This is a genomic window from Comamonas sp. B-9 (assembly GCF_000410635.1).
Taxonomy (GTDB): domain Bacteria; phylum Pseudomonadota; class Gammaproteobacteria; order Burkholderiales; family Burkholderiaceae_C; genus Comamonas.
Map to the genome: position 1 here is coordinate 71,219 of NZ_KE148643.1, position 22,101 is coordinate 93,319.

At 57.5% G+C, this 22,101-nt stretch carries 28 protein-coding genes; 13 read left to right on the forward strand and 15 right to left on the reverse strand.

Annotated features, from left to right (window positions below):
- Positions 1–13: 13 nt before the first annotated feature.
- From H928_RS31765 to H928_RS31775, 4 genes are all read right to left on the reverse strand, one after another.
- Positions 14–790: a hypothetical protein gene (locus H928_RS31765; RefSeq protein WP_148293241.1), complete on the reverse strand. Its 777-nt coding sequence runs from the start codon at positions 788–790 to the stop codon at positions 14–16.
- A 131-nt stretch (positions 791–921) separates the two neighbouring features.
- A complete protein-coding gene (locus tag H928_RS31055; RefSeq protein WP_084635888.1) occupies positions 922–1,281 on the reverse strand; it encodes an H-NS family nucleoid-associated regulatory protein in 360 nt (119 codons plus the stop codon).
- Positions 1,282–1,397: 116 nt separating this feature from the next.
- Positions 1,398–1,988: a hypothetical protein gene (locus H928_RS31770; RefSeq protein WP_158400594.1), complete on the reverse strand. Its 591-nt coding sequence runs from the start codon at positions 1,986–1,988 to the stop codon at positions 1,398–1,400.
- A 22-nt stretch (positions 1,989–2,010) separates the two neighbouring features.
- A complete protein-coding gene (locus H928_RS31775) occupies positions 2,011–2,358 on the reverse strand; it encodes a hypothetical protein (RefSeq protein ID WP_204366331.1) in 348 nt (115 codons plus the stop codon).
- Between the two features lie 140 nt (positions 2,359–2,498).
- Here H928_RS31775 and H928_RS0119935 point away from each other — a divergent pair, with 140 nt between their 5' ends.
- The 8 genes from H928_RS0119935 to H928_RS31080 all read left to right on the forward strand — a co-directional run bounded on the left by H928_RS0119935 (position 2,499) and on the right by H928_RS31080 (position 8,646).
- Positions 2,499–2,759 (forward strand): helix-turn-helix domain-containing protein, encoded by a 261-nt coding sequence (locus H928_RS0119935; RefSeq protein WP_021028084.1) that lies wholly within the window; start codon positions 2,499–2,501, stop codon positions 2,757–2,759.
- Between the two features lie 179 nt (positions 2,760–2,938).
- On the forward strand, positions 2,939–3,262 hold the full coding sequence (locus tag H928_RS31060; RefSeq protein WP_084635889.1) for a helix-turn-helix transcriptional regulator: 324 nt from the start codon (positions 2,939–2,941) through the stop codon (positions 3,260–3,262).
- A 40-nt stretch (positions 3,263–3,302) separates the two neighbouring features.
- Positions 3,303–3,809 (forward strand): arsenate reductase ArsC, encoded by a 507-nt coding sequence (locus H928_RS31065; protein WP_084635890.1) that lies wholly within the window; start codon positions 3,303–3,305, stop codon positions 3,807–3,809.
- A 115-nt stretch (positions 3,810–3,924) separates the two neighbouring features.
- Entirely contained in the window at positions 3,925–5,214 is a 1,290-nt protein-coding gene (locus H928_RS0119945) for an arsenic transporter (protein WP_021028086.1), read from the forward strand.
- A 25-nt stretch (positions 5,215–5,239) separates the two neighbouring features.
- Positions 5,240–5,671 (forward strand): arsenate reductase (glutaredoxin), encoded by a 432-nt coding sequence (arsC, locus tag H928_RS31070; protein ID WP_084635891.1) that lies wholly within the window; start codon positions 5,240–5,242, stop codon positions 5,669–5,671.
- Positions 5,658–6,374 carry an arsenical resistance protein ArsH gene (gene arsH, locus H928_RS0119955; RefSeq protein WP_027011162.1) on the forward strand — a complete coding sequence of 239 codons (717 nt, stop codon included), beginning with the start codon at positions 5,658–5,660 and terminating at the stop codon, positions 6,372–6,374. Before arsC ends, arsH begins: the two co-directional genes overlap by 14 nt.
- Positions 6,375–6,382: 8 nt before the next feature.
- Positions 6,383–7,567, forward strand: coding sequence for an MFS transporter (locus H928_RS31075; protein WP_084635892.1), 1,185 nt, complete (start codon positions 6,383–6,385; stop codon positions 7,565–7,567).
- A gap of 20 nt (positions 7,568–7,587) precedes the next feature.
- Complete coding sequence (locus H928_RS31080; protein ID WP_084635893.1) at positions 7,588–8,646, forward strand: ArsO family NAD(P)H-dependent flavin-containing monooxygenase; 1,059 nt, start codon at positions 7,588–7,590, stop codon at positions 8,644–8,646.
- Positions 8,647–8,890: 244 nt separating this feature from the next.
- On the opposite strand, the gene phbB is transcribed toward H928_RS31080, so the two are convergent.
- The 3 genes from phbB to H928_RS0119975 form a co-directional block, all read right to left on the reverse strand.
- Positions 8,891–9,628 (reverse strand): acetoacetyl-CoA reductase, encoded by a 738-nt coding sequence (gene phbB / locus H928_RS0119965; protein WP_021028090.1) that lies wholly within the window; start codon positions 9,626–9,628, stop codon positions 8,891–8,893.
- A gap of 378 nt (positions 9,629–10,006) precedes the next feature.
- Complete coding sequence (locus H928_RS0119970; protein ID WP_021028091.1) at positions 10,007–11,188, reverse strand: acetyl-CoA C-acetyltransferase; 1,182 nt, start codon at positions 11,186–11,188, stop codon at positions 10,007–10,009.
- A 124-nt stretch (positions 11,189–11,312) separates the two neighbouring features.
- Positions 11,313–13,070 (reverse strand): alpha/beta hydrolase, encoded by a 1,758-nt coding sequence (locus H928_RS0119975; protein WP_021028092.1) that lies wholly within the window; start codon positions 13,068–13,070, stop codon positions 11,313–11,315.
- A 62-nt stretch (positions 13,071–13,132) separates the two neighbouring features.
- Here H928_RS0119975 and H928_RS28900 point away from each other — a divergent pair, with 62 nt between their 5' ends.
- Entirely contained in the window at positions 13,133–13,414 is a 282-nt protein-coding gene (locus tag H928_RS28900) for a hypothetical protein (protein ID WP_239645031.1), read from the forward strand.
- 6 nt (positions 13,415–13,420) lie between these two features.
- Here H928_RS28900 and H928_RS0119985 read toward each other — a convergent pair whose 3' ends face one another.
- From H928_RS0119985 to maiA, 7 genes are all read right to left on the reverse strand, one after another.
- The gene (locus H928_RS0119985; protein WP_021028094.1) at positions 13,421–14,842 is read right to left on the reverse strand and encodes an MFS transporter; all 1,422 of its coding nucleotides are present in this window, start codon (positions 14,840–14,842) and stop codon (positions 13,421–13,423) included.
- A gap of 33 nt (positions 14,843–14,875) precedes the next feature.
- A complete protein-coding gene (locus tag H928_RS0119990) occupies positions 14,876–15,379 on the reverse strand; it encodes a GNAT family N-acetyltransferase (protein WP_021028095.1) in 504 nt (167 codons plus the stop codon).
- Positions 15,380–15,461: 82 nt separating this feature from the next.
- Positions 15,462–15,890: a PaaI family thioesterase gene (locus H928_RS0119995; RefSeq protein WP_021028096.1), complete on the reverse strand. Its 429-nt coding sequence runs from the start codon at positions 15,888–15,890 to the stop codon at positions 15,462–15,464.
- Between the two features lie 126 nt (positions 15,891–16,016).
- Positions 16,017–17,330: a type II toxin-antitoxin system HipA family toxin gene (locus tag H928_RS0120000; RefSeq protein ID WP_021028097.1), complete on the reverse strand. Its 1,314-nt coding sequence runs from the start codon at positions 17,328–17,330 to the stop codon at positions 16,017–16,019.
- A gap of 28 nt (positions 17,331–17,358) precedes the next feature.
- Positions 17,359–17,670, reverse strand: a complete 312-nt coding sequence (locus H928_RS0120005) for a helix-turn-helix transcriptional regulator (protein ID WP_027011164.1) — start codon at positions 17,668–17,670, stop codon at positions 17,359–17,361.
- Between the two features lie 133 nt (positions 17,671–17,803).
- Positions 17,804–18,685 carry a polyphenol oxidase family protein gene (locus tag H928_RS0120010; protein ID WP_021028099.1) on the reverse strand — a complete coding sequence of 294 codons (882 nt, stop codon included), beginning with the start codon at positions 18,683–18,685 and terminating at the stop codon, positions 17,804–17,806.
- Positions 18,682–19,353: a maleylacetoacetate isomerase gene (gene maiA / locus H928_RS0120015; protein WP_021028100.1), complete on the reverse strand. Its 672-nt coding sequence runs from the start codon at positions 19,351–19,353 to the stop codon at positions 18,682–18,684. The genes H928_RS0120010 and maiA overlap by 4 nt, the downstream gene beginning before the upstream one ends.
- A 191-nt stretch (positions 19,354–19,544) precedes the next feature.
- On the opposite strand from maiA, the gene H928_RS0120020 reads away from it, so the two are divergent.
- From H928_RS0120020 to H928_RS32545, 3 genes are all read left to right on the forward strand, one after another.
- Positions 19,545–20,243, forward strand: a complete 699-nt coding sequence (locus H928_RS0120020) for a fumarylacetoacetate hydrolase family protein (RefSeq protein ID WP_027011165.1) — start codon at positions 19,545–19,547, stop codon at positions 20,241–20,243.
- An 86-nt stretch (positions 20,244–20,329) separates the two neighbouring features.
- Positions 20,330–20,941 (forward strand): NUDIX hydrolase, encoded by a 612-nt coding sequence (locus H928_RS28905; RefSeq protein WP_021028102.1) that lies wholly within the window; start codon positions 20,330–20,332, stop codon positions 20,939–20,941.
- A 14-nt stretch (positions 20,942–20,955) separates the two neighbouring features.
- Positions 20,956–21,501 carry a hypothetical protein gene (locus H928_RS32545; RefSeq protein ID WP_021028103.1) on the forward strand — a complete coding sequence of 182 codons (546 nt, stop codon included), beginning with the start codon at positions 20,956–20,958 and terminating at the stop codon, positions 21,499–21,501.
- A 106-nt stretch (positions 21,502–21,607) separates the two neighbouring features.
- Here the strand turns inward: H928_RS32545 and H928_RS30310 are convergent, their stop codons facing one another.
- Positions 21,608–21,901 carry a hypothetical protein gene (locus H928_RS30310; RefSeq protein ID WP_052330145.1) on the reverse strand — a complete coding sequence of 98 codons (294 nt, stop codon included), beginning with the start codon at positions 21,899–21,901 and terminating at the stop codon, positions 21,608–21,610.
- Here H928_RS30310 and H928_RS32945 point away from each other — a divergent pair.
- The coding region (locus H928_RS32945) for a hypothetical protein (RefSeq protein ID WP_204366332.1) at positions 21,882–22,101 on the forward strand (220 nt) is incomplete at its 3' end. The two genes, H928_RS30310 and H928_RS32945, sit on opposite strands and share 20 nt — an antisense overlap.

Here is a 22,101-nt window from a genome sequence, read left to right on the forward strand (position 1 = left end):
TGTTGTTTCTTACTTAGAAATCTTTAGTGGTGTAAGAGTCTATTTTGGAAAATCTATTCATTAGCTCATTAAATGCAGGCAATCTTTCCTCAAATGAGGTTTTAGCACTAATATTTAGCGATATCTTATATCTAAATTCATTAGCAATTATTTGAGATATAGGTTTAAAGACACTATGCTCTGTAAGTATGTTCTTGGCTTGTGTATAAATTACACCTATATGCCTAGAATGAATAACACCAGATATGAAAATCGTCAAGGTCGCAATTCTTGCTATATTTTCGTCAATGTCATTTAGCCAGATTTCAAGATTTTGAAAGTCTCTGACATCACTTGACTCCGCATCAATACCTCTTAAGAATGCAAGGGTTAATGAGCCAGCACCACAGCCGCATTCATCTGAGAATTTATAGTACTGATATTTTTCTCGTTGATTTTTTTTACTGCGATAATCAATTGAATTAAACACTGAAATCATGTCAGCAACATCTACTGAAGTGAAATACTGACCTAAATTAGTATTTGCAATATGTTCAACTTCAATAAACTCGGTCAGCAAATCATCAAATGGTCTATTTTGTGCCATTGCATTTAATAGCTTAACTGCACACTGCAAGGTTTCATTATCTTTGATATCTATATCTGCTAGATAGTTAAGCACATCATATTGAGAATGTCTGTTGATTAGAGTGAATGCATATTCATACACTTCCAAAATAACATCAACTTCTCTTTTTGCTTGATTGCCTTCAATTAGGTTTTTAAGACTTTTAAAGAACTCCTTTTTCATAAATTTCCTTTCTTTATTTTTATGAGAATTGAATTAGATCACATTTTTATTATATCTGTCAATTAAAATTATTTAGAAATAAAAAAGCCCCTTAAATAGGGGCTTACAGAATACATGACTATTTTAAAAGGTCATTTTTGGATCAAATAATTCTGAATTTCATCCTTAAATTTCTTACCGTCTTTTTCCCATTGCTCAGAAAGTTTATTGACCCAAGCTGGCCGTTTTCCTCGCCCACCTGACCAGCCTGCTCCCGTCTCTGGATCTCGGTACTTGGCCTCCGCAGGCTCCTTCTTCTCAGCTTTTGCTGCAGTTTCCTCAGTAGCTACGACAGGAGCAGTGAAGCCGAGTTCTTTAAATGTAATTTTGTAGGCTGAAATTTTCTCTTTAAGTTCTTGAATTACATTGTGTTTTTCACTTTTAATAAGCTCTTGTTCCTGTTCTTGAAGAGCTTTAATTTTTGCCTGGATATCACTGAGAGATGTAGCCATTTTACCTCCTGAAGAAATTGATAGCTAATTCTCACTCAAGTTGAGCCTTTTTGCAAGCTTGCTTAGATTGCCCAAGAACTCTGTAGTTCACGCTATTGCGTGAGATCTACAAGCGCTTATCTGAAAACTTTTCCGTACCAAACTAGACCAATTACCACTGCGCCTGAAATGAGCCCCAAGATTACGGCTGTTACTATCAAATAGAAGGCCATTTTTGGGATTAGCATTGAAGGAATAAAGGATTCGGAAAATTCTTCATTTTTCTCTAGATTTTCTGGAAGCCCTCTAATTCTATATTGAAGAGATTTTAAATATATGTACATTGCAGGAACCGTAATCAAATTTGGAATTAAAGCAATGTTTCCTACTTTAAAAAGCTCACTCAGAATATTCCAGAAAAAATAGTCCCCCAATGTAATTACCCCGATTTCGTGACTGCTTCTAACAGAAGTGGAAATTCTATAGGTTCTGTTGTCAATGTATTCAAAGATTGGATTGTGCTCTTTAAAACTCCTTGAGAGAAGCTTGCAAGGAATGACGAGAATGTTGACAATTACCCAGCCAAACCACACTTTGCCTACAAACTCTGAACTGATAGGCATGAAGATTACTGAGAAGACTATTGGAATGGCAACAAAAAGCCAAAAAGTTGATTTGGCCTTCCCAACAGAGTAAACGGAATGCTCTAAAAGAGTTTTCTTACTCATCATACACAAATCCAATTTGTATTCATTTCCATTCGGAATTAGCATCCACCCAATTACCATTGTTGTTTTTCAATTTCATCTTAAATTCCTTGGACAGCGTTTTGTTATTGTTCTGATTTTTTGATCCCTTGATCTCTACATTTGCTTTGCCAGTACAAATGTAATAAATTTCCCCATCTTTTTTGCAATCCAAACCATCAATACTCAACAGATTTAATTCAAGTTCCTTATCAGCAATGCTTTGAAGTGCTTGAAGCTTTTCCAGAGAATTTCCGTAGATAGTCGCAACTTCTTTCTTGCCAGGGCCGTCTGAGCACCCCGCTAAGAGAAGCAGAACAACAGTAAGCGCCGAAATTGTCTTTTTTTGCATGATGTACCTTTGAATTTTTGGTGGTGCTGAACCAGCTACTAGCTCCGGGAGCCAGGGACTCATGATAGCGTGAAATGCTAACTATATCCCGTGATGCTATATCCCGTGGAGCTTTATACAACACAGCACGACCATAGGGCATGGTTAGAAAGCAAGACACAGGAAAGACAGCGCCACCAGAACTCATAGCATTTGGCAAGGCTGTGCGAATGCATAGGAAGGCTCTTGGCTACTCTCAAGAGGCTTTTGGCGATGAATGTGGAATTGACAGAAGCTATATGGGTGGTATAGAGCGAGGCGAGCACAACTTGGCACTGGTCAACATACTTAAGATCATCAAGGCCTTGAATCTTCAGCCATCTGAATTCTTTCAAGCAATGGATTCAATAGAAGATCAATGAAGCCACCTTGTTCTGATAGCCCACAACTATCTAAATAAGACTTTAATAGATATTTCATACAATCGGTCGCTAGCGGGTGTCGCCTTGTCCCTGCTTGCGAGCTGAAGCTTCATCGCATGAAATACCAATTCTTCTCATCCAACTATTCATCAATTCAACATTTGTTGTACAATTGACCCATGCAAGAAGCTAACGTTATCCGCTCTCTCTCCGCTTTGGCTCATGAAGCCCGACTGAGGGTCTTTCGTGCCCTGGTTGTAGCAGGCCCTGAAGGTTTAACTCCCAGCGCTCTGGCGGAGCAGCTCAACATTGCTCCAAATGCACTGTCCTTTCACCTGAAAGAGCTTTTTCATGCCGACCTGGTCAGCCAAGAAAGACACGGCCGAAATGTGCTCTATCGAGCTGCGTTTCCCGTCATGAACGATCTGCTCACATATCTCACCGAGAACTGCTGTCAAGGAGCAGTTTGCCTAGATAGCACAGCAAATTCGTGTGAGTGCTAAGCAATGTTTTCCATCCACTAAGTCTCACGACTAAAACACCATGCAAGACAAAAAAGCTCCACTAAACGTGTTGTTCTTATGCACGCACAACTCGGCTCGCAGCATCCTGGCTGAGGCATTGCTGAACGATATGGGTAAGGGCCGCTTCAAGGCCTATTCGGCAGGCAGCAGCCCTCGAGAGAACCAGCAACCCAATCCGCAGGCGCTTCAAGTACTTGAAATGGCAGGGGTTTCGGTAGAAGGCCTGCGTAGTAAGAGTTGGGATGAATTTGCGGTGGCTGGTGCGCCAAATATGGATCTGATCATCACGGTCTGCGACAACGCAGCAGGGGAAGTGTGTCCGTTCTGGCCTGGCCACCCTGCAACTGCACATTGGGGCTACCCAGATCCGTCCGAAGGCGATGCCTCTGATGAAGCAAAGTTGGAAGCCTTCCGACAAACCATGCACATGGTCCGCCGTCGTCTGGAGCTTTTGGTGAACTTGCCTGCAGGCAAACTAGAACAAGCAGTGTTGCAGACCACGGCGCGAGAGCTTTCTGCTCAGTGAGCAGCAATTGTCTGATTCTGATCATGCCTCGGACATTGTTCAGAAACACGCTCTTGGCATCGCGTCTACGCGGCAACTACTAATGCCGAAACAAGCTTTTTAGGACCTATGTGCCATGTTGACGGCCATCTCAATTTTCATTTTTACTCTCACACTCGTCATATGGCAGCCGCGTGGCCTAGGCATAGGTTGGAGTGCCTCAATTGGAGCCGCTGTCGCGCTTCTGTTGGGAGTCGTGCATTTGGCTGACATTCCCGTTGTGTGGAATATTGTTTGGAATGCAACAGGTACCTTTGTCGCCGTCATCATCATCAGCCTATTGCTAGATGAGGCTGGGTTCTTTGAGTGGGCAGCTCTGCATTTTGCTCGTTGGGGTGGGGGCAGTGGTGTCAAGCTGTTTGCACTGATCGTGCTCTTGGGGGCTGCCGTATCCGCCGTTTTTGCCAATGATGGAGCGGCCCTGATTCTCACTCCCATCGTTATGGCTATGCTGGTAGCGCTGGGCTTTTCACCCGCAGCAACCCTGGCCTTTGTCATGGCGGCAGGATTCATCGCAGATACAGCCAGCCTGCCTCTAATCGTCTCCAATCTTGTGAACATCGTCTCTGCCGATTTTTTCAAGATTGGCTTCAACGACTATGCTTCCGTGATGGTGCCTGTCAACATTGCTGCAGTCCTAGCCAGCCTTAGTGTGCTGTTGCTCTTTTACCGACGCGATATCCCTCTTTCATACAACGCGGCTCAGCTGAAATTGCCATCAGCTGCGATTAAGGACCTAGCAACCTTCCGAGCTGGGTGGGTGGTGCTCATATTGCTTCTGATCGGTTTCTTCGCGCTCGAGCCTCAGGGTATCCCAGTAAGCGCTGTAGCAGCTGTAGGGGCATCTATCTTGCTGATGGTCGCAGGGCATGGTCCCGTGATAAGCATCAAGAAAGTTCTTCGCGGCGCTCCTTGGCAGATCGTGGTGTTCTCTTTAGGGATGTATTTAGTTGTCTATGGGTTGAGAAACGCTGGCTTGACCGATCACCTTGCCAAGCTCCTGGACCAGTTTGCGGCGGGTGGTGTGTGGGGTGCATCCCTCGGCACTGGCATTCTTTCGGCTGTGCTGTCTTCAATCATGAACAACATGCCCACAGTGTTGATTGGAGCACTGTCTATCGACGCATCTGCAGCTACTGGACCAGTCAAGGAAGCCATGGTGTACGCCAATGTGATTGGGTGCGATCTCGGTCCCAAGATCACGCCTATCGGTAGCTTGGCAACCCTCCTTTGGCTGCATGTATTAAGTAAAAAAGGCACAACCATTGGTTGGGGCTACTACTTCAAAGTTGGTGCTGTGCTGACCATGCCAGTTCTACTGGTAACACTCGCTGCTCTGGCGCTTCGGCTGAGCATTGCGTCCTGAATGTTTAAAACGGAAATCTAACGTTATGAGCAACATCACCATTTATCACAATCCCGCCTGCGGCACTTCACGCAATGTTTTGGCCATGATCCGAAACAGCGGAGAAGAGCCAAACGTCATTGAATACCTGAAGACGCCTCCCGACCGTATGACGCTAATAGATTTGATCAAAGCAATGGATGTCCCAGTACGAGACCTGCTGCGCAAAAAGGGTACGCCCTATGAAGAACTCAGCTTGGATGAGCCCAATTGGACAGACGAACAGTTGATCGACTTCATGCTCCAGCATCCCATCCTCATCAATCGTCCGATTGTGGTGACTCCACTGGGAACACGGCTTTGCCGACCATCCGAAGCGGTTTTGGACATCCTCCCACAGCCTCAACAAGCTGCGTTCTCAAAGGAGGACGGCGAAGCTGTTATTGATTCAAAAGGAAAACGAATTGGCAAACTCTGACCTCCCAAATCTGGATGCGAAAGTCTTTCAAAAGCCTAGCCTTGATGACTTGGTGCCAGCTCAACGGACTGCGCATGCACCACGGATTCTGCTGCTCTATGGCTCTGTTCGAGACCGCTCCTACAGCCGCCTACTGACCGAAGAGGCAGCTCGCCTGCTGCGTAGGATGGGTGCTGAGACCAGAATCTTTGATCCGCGTGGTTTGCCGTTGCCAGATGGCGCTCCTGAAGACCACCCGAAGGTGAAGGAACTGCGAGACCTGGCTCAATGGGCAGAAGGCATGGTCTGGACTTCTCCTGAGCGGCACGGTGCCATGACCAGTATTCTCAAAGCACAGATCGACTGGATTCCTTTGTCGATAGGAGCTGTACGACCGACTCAAGGCAAGACACTGGCTGTAATGCAAGTCTCGGGTGGTTCGCAGTCGTTCAATGCTGTAAATCAGATGCGGATTCTGGGTCGTTGGATGCGCATGATCACCATCCCCAATCAGTCATCGGTGGCCAAAGCATTCGCAGAGTTTGATGAAGCAGGCCGCATGAAACCTTCTTCATATTACGAACGGGTAGTTGACGTAATGGAAGAGTTGGTCAAGTTCACACTGCTCACACGAGACTGTTCTGGCTATCTGGTGGATCGATACAGCGAGCGTCGCGAGAGTGCCGAAGAGCTGTCTAAGCGGGTCAACCAGCGCAGCATTTAAAGATCAGCATGGCACTCAACCGCAAGCAAGTCACAATCATGCTCGGAGTTGCCCAGACACTTTCTTGGGCCTCGTCTTACTACTTGATTGCGGTGCTGGCCATGCCCATTGGCCATTCGGTTGATGCCACATACTCTGAAGTGTTTGGAGCCTTTTCTGCTGCCCTACTGGTGGCTGCCGCAGTAGGTCCGCTCGCGGGACGTTTTATTGATCGCCTTGGCGGGAGACTGGTACTCATCGTAAGCAACCTAATTTTTGCCCTCGGCTTGCTGCTCCTGAGTCAAGCCACACAGACCGTGCATGTGTTCGTTGCCTGGGCTGTAATTGGTTTGGCAATGGGGAGCGGTCTTTACGAAGCGGCTTTTAGTACAGTGGTACACCTGTATGGTCAAAACGCTAGGCCAACAATTACAGGAATCGCACTCATCGCAGGCTTTGCCAGCACAGTGGGTTGGCCTCTTTCCAGCTATCTGCAAGGACTGTACGACTGGCGCGTCGTCTGCATGTTCTGGGCCGCATTGCACCTTCTGATTGGTATTCCACTCAATGTCTTGCTATCGCACGCCAAGCCAAATGCAGAAGCCGTGCCAGAAATACAAGAATCAACTAACTTCGTATCTCTGAACGAGGAACATAGAAGCATCAACACCAGGCGAACAGCGTTCCTGATGGCCTACGTTTTTGCGGTAACTTGGTTTGTTAGCACCGCGATGGCGGCCCATCTTCCGCTGGTTCTTCAAACGAGTGGCACTGCCCTAGCAGCCTCCATCGCCGCAGCCGCAATGGTGGGCCCTGGTCAAGTAGCAGGCCGAGTGCTGGAATACGGGTTGCTCCGAAATGCTCATCCCTTGCTCTCCGCACGCCTAGCAATCCTTGCTCATCCACTGGCGACCATTAGCCTAGTATTTTTTGGTAATTCAGCTGCTAGTGCATTTGCCATCTTGCATGGTCTGGGCAATGGAATCTTGACGATTGCCATCGGCACTCTACCACTCAAAGTATTTGGAGCCAGAGGCTATGGTCAGCGTCAAGGGTGGCTGATGGTGCCTGCACGAATCGTGCAAGCAGGCTCTCCATTTCTTTTCGGACTAGCTGTTGCAAATTGGGGGAGCAAGGCGCTGTGGCTGACTTCCTTGCTCGCTATTAGCGCATTTGCGGCATTGTGTTCTATGCGTGTAAGTTCACAGCAATAAGAGTAAGTAGGAGGTCAACAGTGTCATTTCACGATGTGATCATCATCGGGGCAGGTCAAGCAGGTTTGTCGGTGGCATATTTCCTTCGCCGCACCAACTTGTCAGTGCTGCTGCTGGATGCTGAAGAGGCTGGAGGCGGCGCCTGGCAACATGGGTGGGACTCCTTGAAATTGTTCTCTCCAGCAAACTGGAGCTCAATCGCTGGATGGCCGATGCCTGCCTCCGGAGACCAGTATCCAACTCGCGATCATGTAATTGACTATCTCCGAAAGTACGAGGCACGTTACGAGTTGCAGATCGAGCGGCCTGTACTGGTCACAGGTGTTGAAGCTAAAGAGCAAGGTTTCAAAGTCAATTCAGAGTCTAGAAGCTGGCATTCACGTGCTGTGGTTTGCGCCACAGGCACATGGCGAAATCCGTTTGTGCCTGAGGTTGAAGGCATGGCCTCCTTTAAAGGAGAACAGCTGCACTCAGCTCAGTACATGTCACCTCACTCATTTAAGGAAAAAAGGGTGATGGTTGTTGGGGGAGGAAACTCTGGCGCCCAGATCTTGGCGGAAATCTCGCTCTTTGCCGATTCCACGATCTGGGTCACGCTTCGTCCCCCATCCTTTTTACCTGACGAAGTTGATGGACGAGTGCTATTTGAAAGAGCTACGGCTAGATGGCAAGCTCAGCAAGAAGGCCGTGACCCAGATGAACTTCCTGGTGGCTTTGGTGACATCGTGATGGTTCCGTCGGTCGTTGATGCGCGGCGCCGTGGAGTTTTGCATTCTGTTGGCCCATTTAAACGCTTCACAGCCGAAGGTGTGCAATGGGCAGATGGGTATGCTCAGGAGCTTGACGCGGTTATTTGGTGTACTGGGTTCAACCCTTCACTCCAACTACTAGATCCACTTGGCATATTGAGCGATTCAAGAGTGAAAGTGTTAGGTACGCAGGCCAGCGATAGACCAGGTCTGTGGCTAGTTGGTTATGGTGATTGGACAGGGGCTGCATCCGCCACACTCATTGGGGTAATGCGTACGGCTCGCAGCACTGCGAGTGAGATTGACCATTTTCTATCCCAGAGCGATTGAACGTGTCACCACATTTCCGTGGGCTGTAGTCGACTGCAAGCAAGAAACCTGTGGTACAAAGCAACTACCTGCTAGTGTCCCTAGTGGGTGTCCCGATAAACCCACCGATTTTTTTGGTAATTTTTCAAAAATTTAATTGGAATCAATGGATTGCGGCTATCTGGGTTTAGTTCCCATCACCCGCTCCAGACAAAACAAAACGCGCCTTATGAGGCGCGTTTTTCATGGGTAGCTGCTGTGGCGATCAGTGGGTGTGCAAACCACCATTGACCGAGAACTCGGCACCCGTCGCATAGCCGCCATCTTCCGATGCCAGCCAGGCGATGATTGCCGCGATCTCGGTGGGCTCGCCCAGGCGCTTCATCGGGATGGTGCCGACGATTTTCTCCAGCACATCGGGGCGGATGGCCTTGACCATGTCGGTGCCGATATAGCCGGGGCTCACGGTGTTCACGGTCACGCCCTTGCCGGCCAGCTCCTGGGCCAGGGCCATCGAGAAGCCGTGCATGCCTGCCTTGGCAGCGGAGTAGTTGGTCTGGCCCGCCTGGCCCTTGGCGCCGTTGACCGAGCTGATGTTGACGATGCGGCCCCAGCCTTTTTCCACCATGTCGGCGACGACCTGCTTGGTCACATTGAACATGGAGTTCAGGTTGGTTTCGATCACTGCCTGCCAGTCATCGGGCGTCATCTTGATGAACATGCGGTCGCGGGTAATGCCGGCATTGTTCACCAGCACATCGATGCTGCCGTGCTCCGCCTTGGTCTTGGCAAAGGCTTCGACGGTGGATTCCCAGTTGCCGACATTGCCTACCGAAGCGTGGAACTCATAGCCCAGCGCCTTTTGCTCGCCCAGCCATTTTTGGAAATCGCGCGTGGGCCCGCAGCCCGCAATCACCTTGAATCCATCTTTGTGCAAACGCTGGCAAATGGCCGTCCCAATGCCTCCCATACCGCCGGTTACGTAGGCCACTTTTTGACTCATTCACATCTCCTTGGTTTTGCTTGAAATGCCTGTGCACTACCACTGTAACCAAGAAACGAGGTGTGCAAACGCTCGTTTACGCCAAGCGAACAATTTCTTGCAGTAGCCCTTAATTTCGGCGATTTTGACCGGCTATTGCAACAAAAACGCGCCTCATTAACGCGCGGTTTTGATCGTTTTCGCGCCGCATCCTCGCAAACCCTATCACGAAGCAGACAGCCATAGTCAGGTATTTTTATGACAGTCCAATGGCCCTCAATGACGGAACAAGCACCAGCCCTGCCAAGCCCTCAGCCCTGTCTTGCGCGGCGACGGGCGCACATCAAAAAACCGCCCCGAGAGGCGGTTGCGATGCAAGCGATGCGGGGGAAGAACGGCTTAGAGACGCTCGACCGCCAGCGCCACGCCCATGCCGCCGCCAATGCACAGGCCGGCGATGCCGCGCTTGGAGCCACGGCGCTTCATCTCGTGCAGCAGGGTCACCAAGATGCGCGCACCGGATGCGCCGATCGGGTGGCCGATCGCAATGGCGCCGCCGTTCACATTGACCTTGCTGGTGTCCAGACCCAGCTCCTGGTTCACCGCGCAGGCCTGGGCCGCAAAGGCTTCATTGAGCTCGAACAGATCGACCTCCTCGGCCTTCCAGCCGGTCTTGGCCAGCACCTTGCGCACGGCATGCATGGGGCCCATGCCCATGATCTTGGGGTCCAGGCCCACGGTGGCAAAGCCGGCGATGCGTGCCAGTGGCTCGGCACCCAGCTCCTTGGCCTTCTTGCCGCTGGCAATCACCAGCGCGGCAGCGCCATCGTTGAGGCCCGAGGCATTGCCGGCCGTCACCGAGCCGGTCTTGTCAAAAGCGGGCTTCAGGCTCGCCAGCGCTTCGCCATTGGTCTTGCGGTTGATGTACTCATCGGCCTTGAAGGCCACCGGGTCACCCTTGCGCTGCGGGATCTGCACGGTGACAATTTCTTCGTCGAACTTGCCGGCGTCCTGCGCAGCCGCTGCCTTTTGCTGGCTGGCCAGTGCAAAGGCATCCTGCTTGTCACGGTCGATATGGAATTCCTTGGCCACGTTCTCGGCGGTGATGCCCATGTGGTACTGGTTGTACACATCCCAGAGGCCGTCGACGATCATCGTGTCGGTCATCTTCCAGTCGCCCATGCGCTGGCCGTCGCGCGAGCCGTTGAGCACGTGGGGCGAGAGGCTCATGTTTTCCTGGCCACCGGCCACGACAATCTCTGCATCGCCTTGGCCAACCGCCTGCGCTGCCAGCATCACCGCCTTGAGGCCCGAGCCGCAGACGGCGTTGATAGTCAGCGCCGGGGTCTTCTTGTCCACGCCGGCCTTGATCATCGCCTGGCGTGCGGGATTTTGGCCCACGCCAGCGGCCAGCACCTGGCCCATGATGACTTCATCGACCTGGTCGGCGCCCACCTTGGCACGGGCCAGTGCTTCCTGAATGACAGTGGCACCCAGGTCAGTCGCAGGCACCTTGGCCAGCGAGCCGCCAAACTTGCCAACTGCCGTACGCACGGCGGAGATGATGACGATGTCTTCCATGATTCTTCCTTTTCAAAATGGGCACGGATGCCGTTGTCTCAGACGGCCCTGCGCTGCAGATTATTGCACCGCAGCATGGGGTTGGCGACCCTGCAATTGCAACCAGACCGCTATGGTTTCCAGGTCAGGCCTTGGCTTGCACATAGCTGCCGGGGGCGGGCTCCAGCTCCCGGTAGTCGGTGCGCGCGCGGCCATAGCTTTTGGGCGCTGCCACCTTTTTGCCTGCATGCTGGGCCAGCCACTGGCTCCAGTCCGTCCACCAGCTGCCGGGCAGCTCATCGGCGCCGTCCATCCAGGCATCGATGTTGGCGGGCAACTGGCCATCCTCGCGCAGCCAGTGGCTGCGCTTGTTCTTGGCGGGCGGGTTGATGACACCGGCAATATGGCCCGAAGCACCCATGACAAAGCGCTTGTCGCCGCCCAGCACCTGGGTGGATGCGTAGGCCGCGCCAATGGGCACGATATGGTCTTCACGCGAGCCGTAGATGTAGATCGGCATGTCGATCTTGCCGACGTCCAGCTTTTCACCGCAGACGCTGAGCGCGCCGGGCTGCACCAGCTTGTTTTCCAGGTAGAAGTTGCGCAGGTACCAGGCGTAATAAGGCCCAGGCAGGTTGGTGCAATCGCTGTTCCAGTACAGCAGATCAAAAGGCGGCGGCGTCTCGCCCTTGAGGTAGTTGCCGACCACGTAGTTCCACACCAGATCGACCGGGCGCAGAAAACTGAAGGTGGAGGCCAGCTCCTGGCCGGGCATCAGGCCGTTCTGGCCCATCGTCAGCTCGCGGAACTTGACAAAGTTCTCGTCGATGAATACATCGAGAATGCCGGTGTCCTGGAAATCCACCAAGGTGGTGAGCAAGGTCGCGCTGGCCACCGAGTCATCGCCGCGCGCGGCCAGCACCGCCAGCGCGTTGACCAGCATCGTGCCGCCCACGCAAAAGCCCAAGGCGTTGATCTGGGGTTTGCCGGAGATGGCCTTGACCACCTCGATCGCTTCGAGCACCGCGCCGCCGATATAGTCGTCCCAGCCCTTGCCCCCCAGGCTGGCATCCGGGTTGCGCCAACTGACGACAAAGGTGCGGTGGCCCTGGGCCACGCTGTAGCGGATCAGCGAGTTGTCAGGCTGCAGATCGAGGATGTAGTACTTGTTGATGCAAGGCGGTACAAACAGCATCGGCCGCTCATAGACCTGGGTGGTTAGCGGCTTGTATTCGATGAGCTGGAACAGCTCGTTCTGGAAGACCACCGCCCCTTCGCTGGTGGCCACATTGCGCCCGACTTCAAACAGCGACTCATCGGTCATCGAGACATGGCCCTGGCGCATATCGGCCAGCATGTTCTGCAGGCCCTGGGCAATGCTCTGGCCCTGGGTGTCGAGCGCCTTTTTCTGCGCTTCGGCGTTGAAGGCCAGGAAGTTGCTGGGCGCCGTGGCCGCCAGCCACTGCTCCACCCCAAAGCGGACACGCGCGCGGGTTTTCTCGTCGCCTTGCACGGCATCGACCATGTCCATCATGGTTTTGGCATGCAGCGCATAGCTGGCGGCGGTGAACGTGGAGACCGGGTTTTGCTGCCAGGCGTCGCCGGCAAAGCGGCGGTCCTTGGGCAGGGCCACCTCGCCCTTGGCGCCTTCGGTCCACAGCGCCAAGGCCGCTTGCGCGTACTGCGCCTGGATGGCCTGCAGCTTGGCCATGTCAAAACTGACGGGGGGCGTGCCCGCTGGCAGCGCCCCCAGACCGGCGGTAAAGCCCTGGGGTGCGCCTACCGCATTGAAGGGAGATGCCATGGTCTGCATGGACTGCATGCGCTCCATCCATTGCTGGGTCATCTGGCTGAGTTGCTGGAACTGGTCGCTGCCCAGTCCCCAATACGGTTGCTGCGTCATCGTCGTCTCCCTGAACAGGCTCCATGGCGGGCATGGGCTTGTGTGCATCTTAGGCGCAAAAAATGGCAGCCGTGTGCTGGTGGGCAGCAAGTTCGGGTAAATTCCAAGGCATGTACCTGATAGCGATAGCCTGGCTGTATGTGGTGGTGTTGATGGCGGTGGTCGAGGCCGCCAGCCCCCAGGGCAGCCTGCTGGGCGCCTTTTTCACCTTGCTGCTGTATGGCGCGCTGCCGCTGGGTTTGCTGCTGTTCATCGCCGGCACCCCTGCGCGGCGCCGCATGCGCCACCGGGCCGAAGCCGAGGCGCAACAGGCCCCTGCCCCACCGCCGCCCGATGCCACCTAAAGCCGCTTAGTGCGCTGAATGCCGCAGCCGCAGGCTGCTGAACACCCCCGACATCGCGGCAAAACCGGCTGCCAGATACAGCGCCACCGTCGTGCCATGGCCGCTGGCCACCGGCCACAAGGTGAAGATGATGGCCACCAGTACAGCGCCCAGCGATTGCCCGGTCAGCCGCGCCGTGCCCAGCATGCCGCTGGCAGCGCCGGCGCGGGCCAGCGGTGCCGAGGTCACGATGGTGTGGTTGTTGGGCGACTGGAACAGCCCAAAGCCCAGGCCGCACAAGGCCATGCGCCAGCCGATGTTGAGGTCGCTCGGGTCGACTGGCAGCAGCGCCAGGCTCAAGAGGCCCAGCGCCAAAATCGCCATGCCGATGCCGCCGAGCAGACCGTCTTCTACCCGGCCGATCAGCCGCCCCGCCAGCGGCGCCACCAGCACAATCGCCACCGACCAGGCCGTCATCAGCATGCCGGCGGCAAAATGGCTGCGCTGCAGCGCATCGAGCAGCAAGAAAGGCAGCGCAATAAAGGACAGCATCTGCGCCGCAAAGGCGCCAATCGATGCGCCCATGGACAGTGCAAAAACGGGAATGCGCAGCAAGTCCAGCGGCAGCAAAGGCAGGCTCAGTTTGCGTTGGCGCAGCACATACCAGGCGCCCAGCAGCAGGCCCAGGCCCAGCATCAGCCAGCCTGAGGCGGACGAGCCGCCCGACTCCATGCCATGTCGTGCGCCGATACGCTCGGCCCCCAGAAACACCAGCGAGAACATCGCAAAATTCAGCGCTACATCAATCGGCGTCAACTTGGCATGCGGTGCATCCAGCAGCTGCTGCGGGTTGCGCGGCAAGGCCTTGCGGCCCAGCCACAGGGTCAGAATGCCCAGCGGCACATTGATCGCAAACAGCCAGGGCCAGCTGGCCACCGACAGAATCAATGCCGCCACACCAGGGCCGGCCACCGACGAGATGGCGACCACCAGTGAGTTGAGCGCCATGCCCTTGCCCAGCTTGGCCGCCGGGTAGGTCAAGCGCACCAGTGCGGCATTGACGGCCATCACCCCGGCCGCGCCCATGCCCTGCAGGCCGCGCGCTGCAATCAGCAGCCACAGCGACTGGGCCAGCATGGCCACGGCCGATGCCAGCGTAAAACACACGAGCCCCACCAGGTAGACCTTGCGGTAGCCAATGCGCTCGCCCAGCGCTGCCAGGGGCAGCAGCAGGCCCAAGGTGCCCAGCTGGTAGGCATTGATGACCCAGATCGCCTCGGCAGGCGACGCCTGCAGCTCCTTGGCCACCGTGGGCAGCGCCAGGTTCATGATACTGCCATCGAGCACGGCCACGATCAGGCCCAGCACGATGACCAGCATCGCCAGGCGCCGCTCGGGCATGGGCAGACCCTCGCTCAGCGAGGCCGGTTGCATGCGCGCCTCAGCCATGGCAGATCACCGGCATGTGTGGATGGGCAGTTTTCATACGGCGACGCTTTCCACCGCCTGGGGCTTGCCCGGGTAGAGCATGGTCAGGTGGGGAATGCCGTCTTCCAGATAGGGCTCCGAGACAACGTCGAATCCGCAGCCTTCGTAGAATTTTTGCAAATAGGCCTGCGCGCCAATGCGAATGGCGGTGCCTGGCCACAGACGGTCGGTTTCGGCCATCGCGTGGCGCATCAGCTCCCAGCCAGCCCCCGTGCCGCGCATCGCCTGCATGACGGCCACGCGGCCAATCGACGGCTCTGCATAGGCCAAGCCCGGCGGCAGCACCCGCACATAGGCCTGCAGCCTGCCTTGCGCATCACGCCCCAGCAGGTGCCAGGCATCCTGGTCTTTGTAGTCCAGGTCCTGGAAGGCAACCTGCTCGGCAATAAAGACCTGGCAGCGCACATGCAGCAGGTCATACAGCTGCTGCAGATTGAGTGCCGAGAAGGGCTCGAAGGACCAGCTCAGCTGGTCCAGCGTTGAAGAAGGCTTTGGCATGTTCTGTCCATCTATCGGGGGCCTGGGGACAGCGGCCACAGGCCCAGTTGCGCTCTAACGCAGCATTGCGCACGCGCGGAAATCAGTCGGTCTTGATCTGCTTTTTGGCGGCCTGCAAGGACTGCACCACCTCGGGCATCACGTACTTGAACGTGCCCGTTGCATGGCTGCACAAGGCGCCCTGCTCGTCATACAGCCAGGCCTCGCAAAAGGCCATGCGGCTGCTGCGCGAGAGCAGCTTGCCCTTGGCCACCAAGGCGCCTTTGGCTGGCGCCATAAAGCTGGTTTTCATCTCGATCGTCACCGCGCCACTGCCAGGGATGGCACTGCGCGCCGCATGGGCCATGGTCACGTCGAGCAAGGTCATCGATGCACCGCCATGGGTCACTTCATAGCTGTTGAGGTGCTCGGGCCGGGCCCGGTAATGCAGCTCCGCCTCGCCGTTTTCCCAGCGGTGCAAGCTAAAGCCCAGGTGGCTGACAAAGGGGATTTCAACTTCAAAGGGCAGCACAGCACAGGCTCCAGCAACAGGCAAGCGTGGAGCATACCGCCTTTGGGCGCTGCCCTGGGGCAAACCCTGACATACAAGCGACAGCCAGTCGGGCAATACGCTGGCGAGCGCCATCTGAACCGATTCTTACAGCGTGGCGATGGCCACGCCCCCGCGCAAACGCTGCTGCACCACGGTGGCCATACCGGCAGGGGCCTGGGCCAGCAAGGCGGGCCAGGCGCTCTGCGCCTGCCGCACCATGTCCTTGAGCAGGCTGATATGGCGCGACACGCGCAGCAGACCGGCGGCCTTCAGGAGGGTCGCCACATCGTCCCAGCTGAGCGCCCGCATGCTGCTGTCAATGGCCTTGTTGACGGCGTACTGTTGCGGGGCCGAACCCTCAAAGAAGGCGGCGACGCAGACACAGTCGTAGACGGGAGCCAGGCGCGGCTGGCGCCCATCGGGGTAGACCAGCGCCCAGTTCTTCAGGTGCGCATCGGTATTGCCCATCAGGATGGCGGCCACTGTGCGGGCCAAAAACTCGCGGGTATCGGCAACGGGCTGGGGGCTCAGGCGATCGAGCACGCGCAGCATCGTCGGCCAGTCCTGCTGCAGGCCCTTGCCGTACTTGTGGCGCGGCGCATAGCCCAGGGCCTGGTTGAACTCCTCCATGTGCACGCGGGTGCCGTCGGGCAGGTGGTCAAAGCGCTGCACGGCCAAGATCTCGTCAAACGGCAGGTGCTCGGGCAGATCGGCCTGTGCGCGGCTGATGATCTGTGCATCGGCCGTTGTCAGCCCCAAGGCCTGGCACAGTTGGTAGCAGCTGTACTCATTGGCCACCAAGTCGGGGTGCTGGGAGCTGGGCAGCTTCAGGATCACGCTGCCCGCCGCGCCCCGGCGGCGCACGGTATAGCGCCGGCCATCCTGCACCGCACTGAACTTGGTGACGATGCCCGGCAGCGACGCAGCATCGGCCACCGGAAACTCGACAAAGCCAGGTTCGAGCACATCGAGGCCTTGCGAGGTGTGCCAGTGGCGCACCACGTCCGGAATGGCCTCGTCGCGCGGCACCGGCTCCACTTCCAGCGCGCCCATCAGGTCGTGGCCGGCAGCGGCCAGCAGCTCAAACTCGTCATCGGGCGAGCAGCCCCGCTCAGCGGCCAGGCGCTGGCGGTTATGGCCCTCGGGCAGCAGGTTCTGAAAGTAGACCGGCCAGCGCCCATCGGTGCGCACCAGCCGGGCGTCGCGCGCGGCATGCAGGATGCGCTGGGTGTCCGCCTCCGTCGCGCCCTGGTAGCTGAGCGAGAGCACAGGCCGCTCCGGATCTGCGATATAGCTCTCCTCGAACGAGACGCGCAGGATATCGCCGTACTGCGACAGGTAGCCAATCGCACGCCGCCCACCGCCCATGCTGCCGGGCAGGTGCATATAGAGACGCAGGTAGCGGATGGAGGTGCTCATTCAGTGCCTCGCTTGCGCCTAGCTTGCCTCAGGGCTTGCGGCCCGCCAGGCTGTCTACTACCGAAGGGGGGGCTTCCGCACCGGTCGGCTGGCCCAAAAACTTGCCGCCCGACTGGATAAAGGCCTGCAGCGCGGGCAGCAAATCAGCGGGCACCGCCACCAGCTGCATGCCCAGCACCCGGGCCATCTCGGCGACGGTCGAGTAGCGCGGGTCCACATCGCCGGTTTCGGTGCGCTGCACCGCCATGCGCGAGAGCCCAGCCTGCTCGGCCAGTTGGGCCTGGGTCAGTTGCTGGGCTTTGCGGGCTGCCACCAAGGTGGCCATCAAAGAGGTAGTCATGCTGCATATTCTACTCTTTTTCGATGAAATGAGTAGATTAAATAGCATAAACAGATGCAAAAAAAGATTATAAAAGTACTCATTTCAATGAAAATGAGTACTTTAGTAGCAAGGCTTGGGTGATAGCAGAGCCTTAGGCCACCCAGATGCAGGTGGCAAAGCGCCCGGTGCCACCGCCGGGCGAGCCGTCTCGCCGGTGCGAGAAAAACCGCTCTTGGTTGGCCACCGTGCACCAGTCCTGGCTGCCGTCATTGCCAAACAACGCCCCAAGGCCCAAGCGCTGCAAGCGGTGGCGGGCGAGGCCGCTCAGGTTGGCAAAAAACTTGCCCGGCTTACCGGGTACAAACAGCGGCGCGCAAGCTGGATCCAGCCCCACAAAGGCGGCCTGCACCTCGGCACCCACCTCAAACGCAGGCTGGCTGATGCAAGGACCCAGCCAGGCCATGGTTTGCGCGGCAATCTGGGCATCGCTCAGGCCGGCCTGGCCCGCCTGCCGGCGCACGCGATCGGCATAGGCGGCAAAGCAGCTCTCCAGCACCCCTACCCCGTCCTGCCCCAGCAAGCCCCGCCAACCGGCGTGGGCGGCGCCTACCACCGGCAGCTGCTGGTGGCAGAACAACACGGGCAGGCAATCGGCCGCCATCACGGTGCAGCCCAGCCCGGGTACATCGCTGACGCTGGCATCGGCCGGCTGCTCAGCGCCGCCGCCCTCGCCCAGCACCTGCACCTGGCGGCCATGCACCTGGCGCACAAATACCGGCTGGCGGGGGCGGGTCTGGTCGGCACCGTAGCCGGCCTGCTGCTCCAGCGCCTGCATGGCCTGGGCGAGCAGCAGCCGGTTGGTTTGCACATGGCCAGGCACATCGCCCACGTTAAAGCTCAGGTTGGTGGTGCCAAACAGGCCTTCGCTGGCACCGCCGCCACGCGTGGTGCAGAGCGCAAACACGCCCGGTGGCGTGGGCCACTGGGGCAGCAGCCAGTCAGCGGGAAAGGGGGTGGACGCAGCGCCACTCATGGCTGGGCATCCGGGCAGGCGGCAGGCTGGGCTTTTTGCACCGCATCGGTCGCAAAGGCCGCCTCATAGGCGGCCATCGTCAGTGGCAGGCCTTCAAGATGGACCTTGAAGCGCTGGGCATTGAAGACTTGCGGCACCAGCGCGCAGTCCGCCATCGTCAGGCTATCGCCCCAGCAAAAACGCGATGGCGCCAAGCCCTGCGCCTGGCGCTCGGCCGCCAGCAACACCAGCTGGCGCTCAAAGGCCTCCAGCCCGGTGCGGCACCAGTGCTGGTACCACTGGCTTTTTTCAGCATCACTGTGGCCCAGCTCGCCAGTCAGGTAGGCCAGCACGCGCAGGTTGTTGATCGGGTGGATCTCGCACGCCACCTGCAGGGCCAGCGCGCGGATGCGGGCACGGGCCAGCGCATTGCCCGGCAGCATGGAGGGCGTTTGCGGGTAGGCCTCGTCCAGCCACTCGATCACGGCCAGCGACTGGTTCAGCCACAGGCCGTCATCTGTCTCCAGCGCGGGCACCAGCGCGTCGCCCACATGGCGGGCAAAGGCGGGTTCGCGGTGCTCGGCCTTGACCAGGTGCACCGGCAGGTAGTCATAGGCCAGGCCCTTGGCCTGCATCGCAATGCGCACCCGGTAGGACGCGGACGAGCGGAAATAGTTATGCAGCTTCATGGCGACCGAGCATAACGCAGGGCGCTGCAGTCGCGGGTGAGCCAGTCGCCCGCATGACAGCTGTCGCTGTCTCGCATGCCAAGACCAGCAAGGGCTGTGCCTGGGAGCCTGCAGGCTGCTTTGTTTTGCCGCATAATTTTTGGCACCGCTTCAACCGGGCGGTTTCCTCCCGCCTCCAACCAAAGTCCAGCATGAGCCAATACGTCATCCCTCCAGCCTCGCCAACCGGCGTACCTGTTCAAGGCAGCGACCAGCTGTTCCCCGTGCGCCGCGTCTACTGCGTGGGCCGCAACTACGAAGATCATGCCAAGGAAATGGGCTTTACCGGCCGCGAGGCGCCCTTCTTCTTCATGAAGCCCGCCGATGCCGTGGTGCCCGTGGCCACAGGTAGCACCGGCCAGATCGCCTACCCAACGCTCACCAGCAACCTGCACCACGAAATCGAGCTGGTCGTGGCCATCGGCAAGGGCGGCAAGAACATTGCTGCAGCAGACGCCGCCGCGCACATCTGGGGCTATGGCGTGGGCCTGGACATGACCCGCCGCGACCTGCAAAACGAGATGAAAAAGCAAGGCCGCCCCTGGGAAATCGGCAAGGCCTTTGAAGGCAGCGCGCCCATCGCAGCCCTCGTGCCCGCCGCCCAGGCCGGTGATGTCAACAACGCCGAGATCTGGCTCAAGGTCAATGGCGCCGAACGCCAGCACAGCAATGTGCAAAAGCTGATCTGGAACATTGCCGAGACCATTGAAGTGATCTCGCAAGCCTGGGAGCTGCAAGCCGGTGACCTGATCTTCACCGGCACGCCCGAAGGCGTGGCCGCTGTCGTCAAGGGCGATGTGCTCGAAGGCGGTGTGACGGGCCTGCCCTCGTTGAAGATCGAACTGGTGTAAGGCCAGGACAACGCGCCACCCACTGCGGTGGCGCTTTTTTTCGTCCCTGGCCGCGAGCAGCGCGGCCTTGACGCACAATAGACCGCATGACCTCACGCGCCCCCGTTGATTTTTGCCGCCGCTGCGGCACCCAGGTTGAGCACCGCCTGCCCGATGACGGCGACACCAAGATCCGCGCGATCTGCCCCGCCTGCCATACCGTGCACTACGAGAACCCGCTGAACGTGGTGGGTACCATCCCCTACATGGGCGACAAGGTGCTGCTGTGCCTGCGCAATATCGAGCCGCGCAAAGGCTACTGGACCTTGCCGGCCGGCTTTATGGAGCTCGATGAGACCACCGGCCAGGGCGCCGAGCGCGAGACCGATGAGGAAGCCGGCGCCGACATCACGATGGGCCCGCTGTTCTCGCTCGTCAATGTGCCGCATGTCGGCCAGGTGCACCTGTTCTACCTGGCCCAGCTGCAAAGCACCGAATTCAAGCCCGGCTGGGAAACCATCGAGGCGCGGCTCTTCAGCGAGGCCGAGATTCCCTGGGACCAGATCGCCTTTCGCACCGTCAAGGTCACCTTGCAGCGCTATTTTGAAGACCGCAAGCGCGGCGCATTCGGCATCCATGTGATCGACCTGGAGACACCCGCCGGCCCCTTGGTTCCCCCCAAGGCCGCCCAAGCCTCCACCCCCTCGACCACTTCCTGACCAGCGTGCCACCCATGACTTCTACCTTCACCCGCACCTCCTCAGCCCGCCGCCGCCTGCTGGGCAGCTTGGTACTGCCCGCCGTGGCGGCCAGCAGCGCCTGGCTGCCGGGCCTCGCCCATGCCGCCAAGCTGCAGGACATGGCGCTGGCCCTGGTCGAGAAATACAAGCTTGGCCACAGCCTGCCCCAGGTGGGTTTGCAGATTGCAGCCAAATCGCCCGAGTACCAGGCCTTGATCGACAAGATGGGCCAGCAGCAAGCGGGCCAGGCGATGATTGCGGCCACACGCTCGGTCGCAGCCGACTACCAAAAGCGCTGGGACACGCAGCTGGCTGCCGCCTACGCACAGAATTTCAACGAGGCCCAGCTGCAGTCCTTGCTCGACCAAGGCCCACAATCGCCGCATGCGCAACTGATGCAAAGCAAGCAGGCCGACATCAACCGCATGATGCAGCAATCGAGCTCGGGCCTGCTGCGCGAGATGATGACCAAGGCCTACGCCAAGGCGCAGCAACCAGCCGCCGCGCCCAGCCCGGCTGCCAAAAAGACCAAGCCCTGAGTCGCTGAGCGGCCCCCCTGCGCAGGGCGTGGTGCGGCAACGCCAGCCCACATGACAATGCCGTATCCGCTAACAGCGGGTACGGCATTTTTGATGGACTGGTTATTTAGCGGCTGTCGCGCTTGGCCTGTGCCGCCCGGGTTTTGGATTGGCCGCTGGCCTTGATTTTCTTGTTCACCGGCTGGGCCTTGATGGGGTTGCCCCGGCTGGCCGCTGCCGGCTGGCGCGTAGGCACCGCGCCGCGCGCAGCCGCTGCAGCGTTGCCGCCAACCTGGGCGCTGGCAGCAGCCGTTTTGCGTGCTTTGGCGGGCGCTGCTGCCGCCTTCTTCGCAGGGGCCTTGGTGGACTTGGCCGCTGGTTTTTTGACCGCAGCTGGCTTCTTGGCTGCGGGCACCTTCACGGCCGTCTTGGCTGCTTTGCGCGGCGCGGCGGCCGACGTTTTGCTTGCAGACTTGGTAGCTGGCTTTTTCGCCGCGCCCTTCACTGCCGGCTTGGGCGCGGTCTTGCTTGCCGTCTTCGTTGCTGTTTTGCTTGCAGTCTTCTTCGCCGCCTTCGCAGGGGCGGCTGCAGGCTTTGCGGGCGGGGCCCCCCCGCCCCCTT

Bases quoted from the DNA above. Each gene is read 5' to 3' on its own strand.
- H928_RS31765 (WP_148293241.1), bottom strand. From the start codon at position 790: ATGAAAAAGGAGTTCTTTAAAAGTCTTAAAAACCTAATTGAAGGCAAT.
- H928_RS31055 (WP_084635888.1), bottom strand. From the start codon at position 1,281: ATGGCTACATCTCTCAGTGATATCCAGGCAAAAATTAAAGCTCTTCAA.
- H928_RS31770 (WP_158400594.1), bottom strand. From the start codon at position 1,988: ATGAGTAAGAAAACTCTTTTAGAGCATTCCGTTTACTCTGTTGGGAAG.
- H928_RS31775 (WP_204366331.1), bottom strand. From the start codon at position 2,358: ATGCAAAAAAAGACAATTTCGGCGCTTACTGTTGTTCTGCTTCTCTTA.
- H928_RS0119935 (WP_021028084.1), top strand. From the start codon at position 2,499: ATGGTTAGAAAGCAAGACACAGGAAAGACAGCGCCACCAGAACTCATA.
- H928_RS31060 (WP_084635889.1), top strand. From the start codon at position 2,939: ATGCAAGAAGCTAACGTTATCCGCTCTCTCTCCGCTTTGGCTCATGAA.
- H928_RS31065 (WP_084635890.1), top strand. From the start codon at position 3,303: ATGCAAGACAAAAAAGCTCCACTAAACGTGTTGTTCTTATGCACGCAC.
- H928_RS0119945 (WP_021028086.1), top strand. From the start codon at position 3,925: ATGTTGACGGCCATCTCAATTTTCATTTTTACTCTCACACTCGTCATA.
- arsC (WP_084635891.1), top strand. From the start codon at position 5,240: ATGAGCAACATCACCATTTATCACAATCCCGCCTGCGGCACTTCACGC.
- H928_RS31075 (WP_084635892.1), top strand. From the start codon at position 6,383: ATGGCACTCAACCGCAAGCAAGTCACAATCATGCTCGGAGTTGCCCAG.
- phbB (WP_021028090.1), bottom strand. From the start codon at position 9,628: ATGAGTCAAAAAGTGGCCTACGTAACCGGCGGTATGGGAGGCATTGGG.
- H928_RS0119970 (WP_021028091.1), bottom strand. From the start codon at position 11,188: ATGGAAGACATCGTCATCATCTCCGCCGTGCGTACGGCAGTTGGCAAG.
- H928_RS0119975 (WP_021028092.1), bottom strand. From the start codon at position 13,070: ATGACGCAGCAACCGTATTGGGGACTGGGCAGCGACCAGTTCCAGCAA.
- H928_RS28900 (WP_239645031.1), top strand. From the start codon at position 13,133: ATGGCAGCCGTGTGCTGGTGGGCAGCAAGTTCGGGTAAATTCCAAGGC.
- H928_RS0119985 (WP_021028094.1), bottom strand. From the start codon at position 14,842: ATGGCTGAGGCGCGCATGCAACCGGCCTCGCTGAGCGAGGGTCTGCCC.
- H928_RS0119990 (WP_021028095.1), bottom strand. From the start codon at position 15,379: ATGCCAAAGCCTTCTTCAACGCTGGACCAGCTGAGCTGGTCCTTCGAG.
- H928_RS0120000 (WP_021028097.1), bottom strand. From the start codon at position 17,330: ATGAGCACCTCCATCCGCTACCTGCGTCTCTATATGCACCTGCCCGGC.
- H928_RS0120005 (WP_027011164.1), bottom strand. From the start codon at position 17,670: ATGACTACCTCTTTGATGGCCACCTTGGTGGCAGCCCGCAAAGCCCAG.
- H928_RS0120010 (WP_021028099.1), bottom strand. From the start codon at position 18,685: ATGAGTGGCGCTGCGTCCACCCCCTTTCCCGCTGACTGGCTGCTGCCC.
- maiA (WP_021028100.1), bottom strand. From the start codon at position 19,353: ATGAAGCTGCATAACTATTTCCGCTCGTCCGCGTCCTACCGGGTGCGC.
- H928_RS0120020 (WP_027011165.1), top strand. From the start codon at position 19,545: ATGAGCCAATACGTCATCCCTCCAGCCTCGCCAACCGGCGTACCTGTT.
- H928_RS28905 (WP_021028102.1), top strand. From the start codon at position 20,330: ATGACCTCACGCGCCCCCGTTGATTTTTGCCGCCGCTGCGGCACCCAG.
- H928_RS32545 (WP_021028103.1), top strand. From the start codon at position 20,956: ATGACTTCTACCTTCACCCGCACCTCCTCAGCCCGCCGCCGCCTGCTG.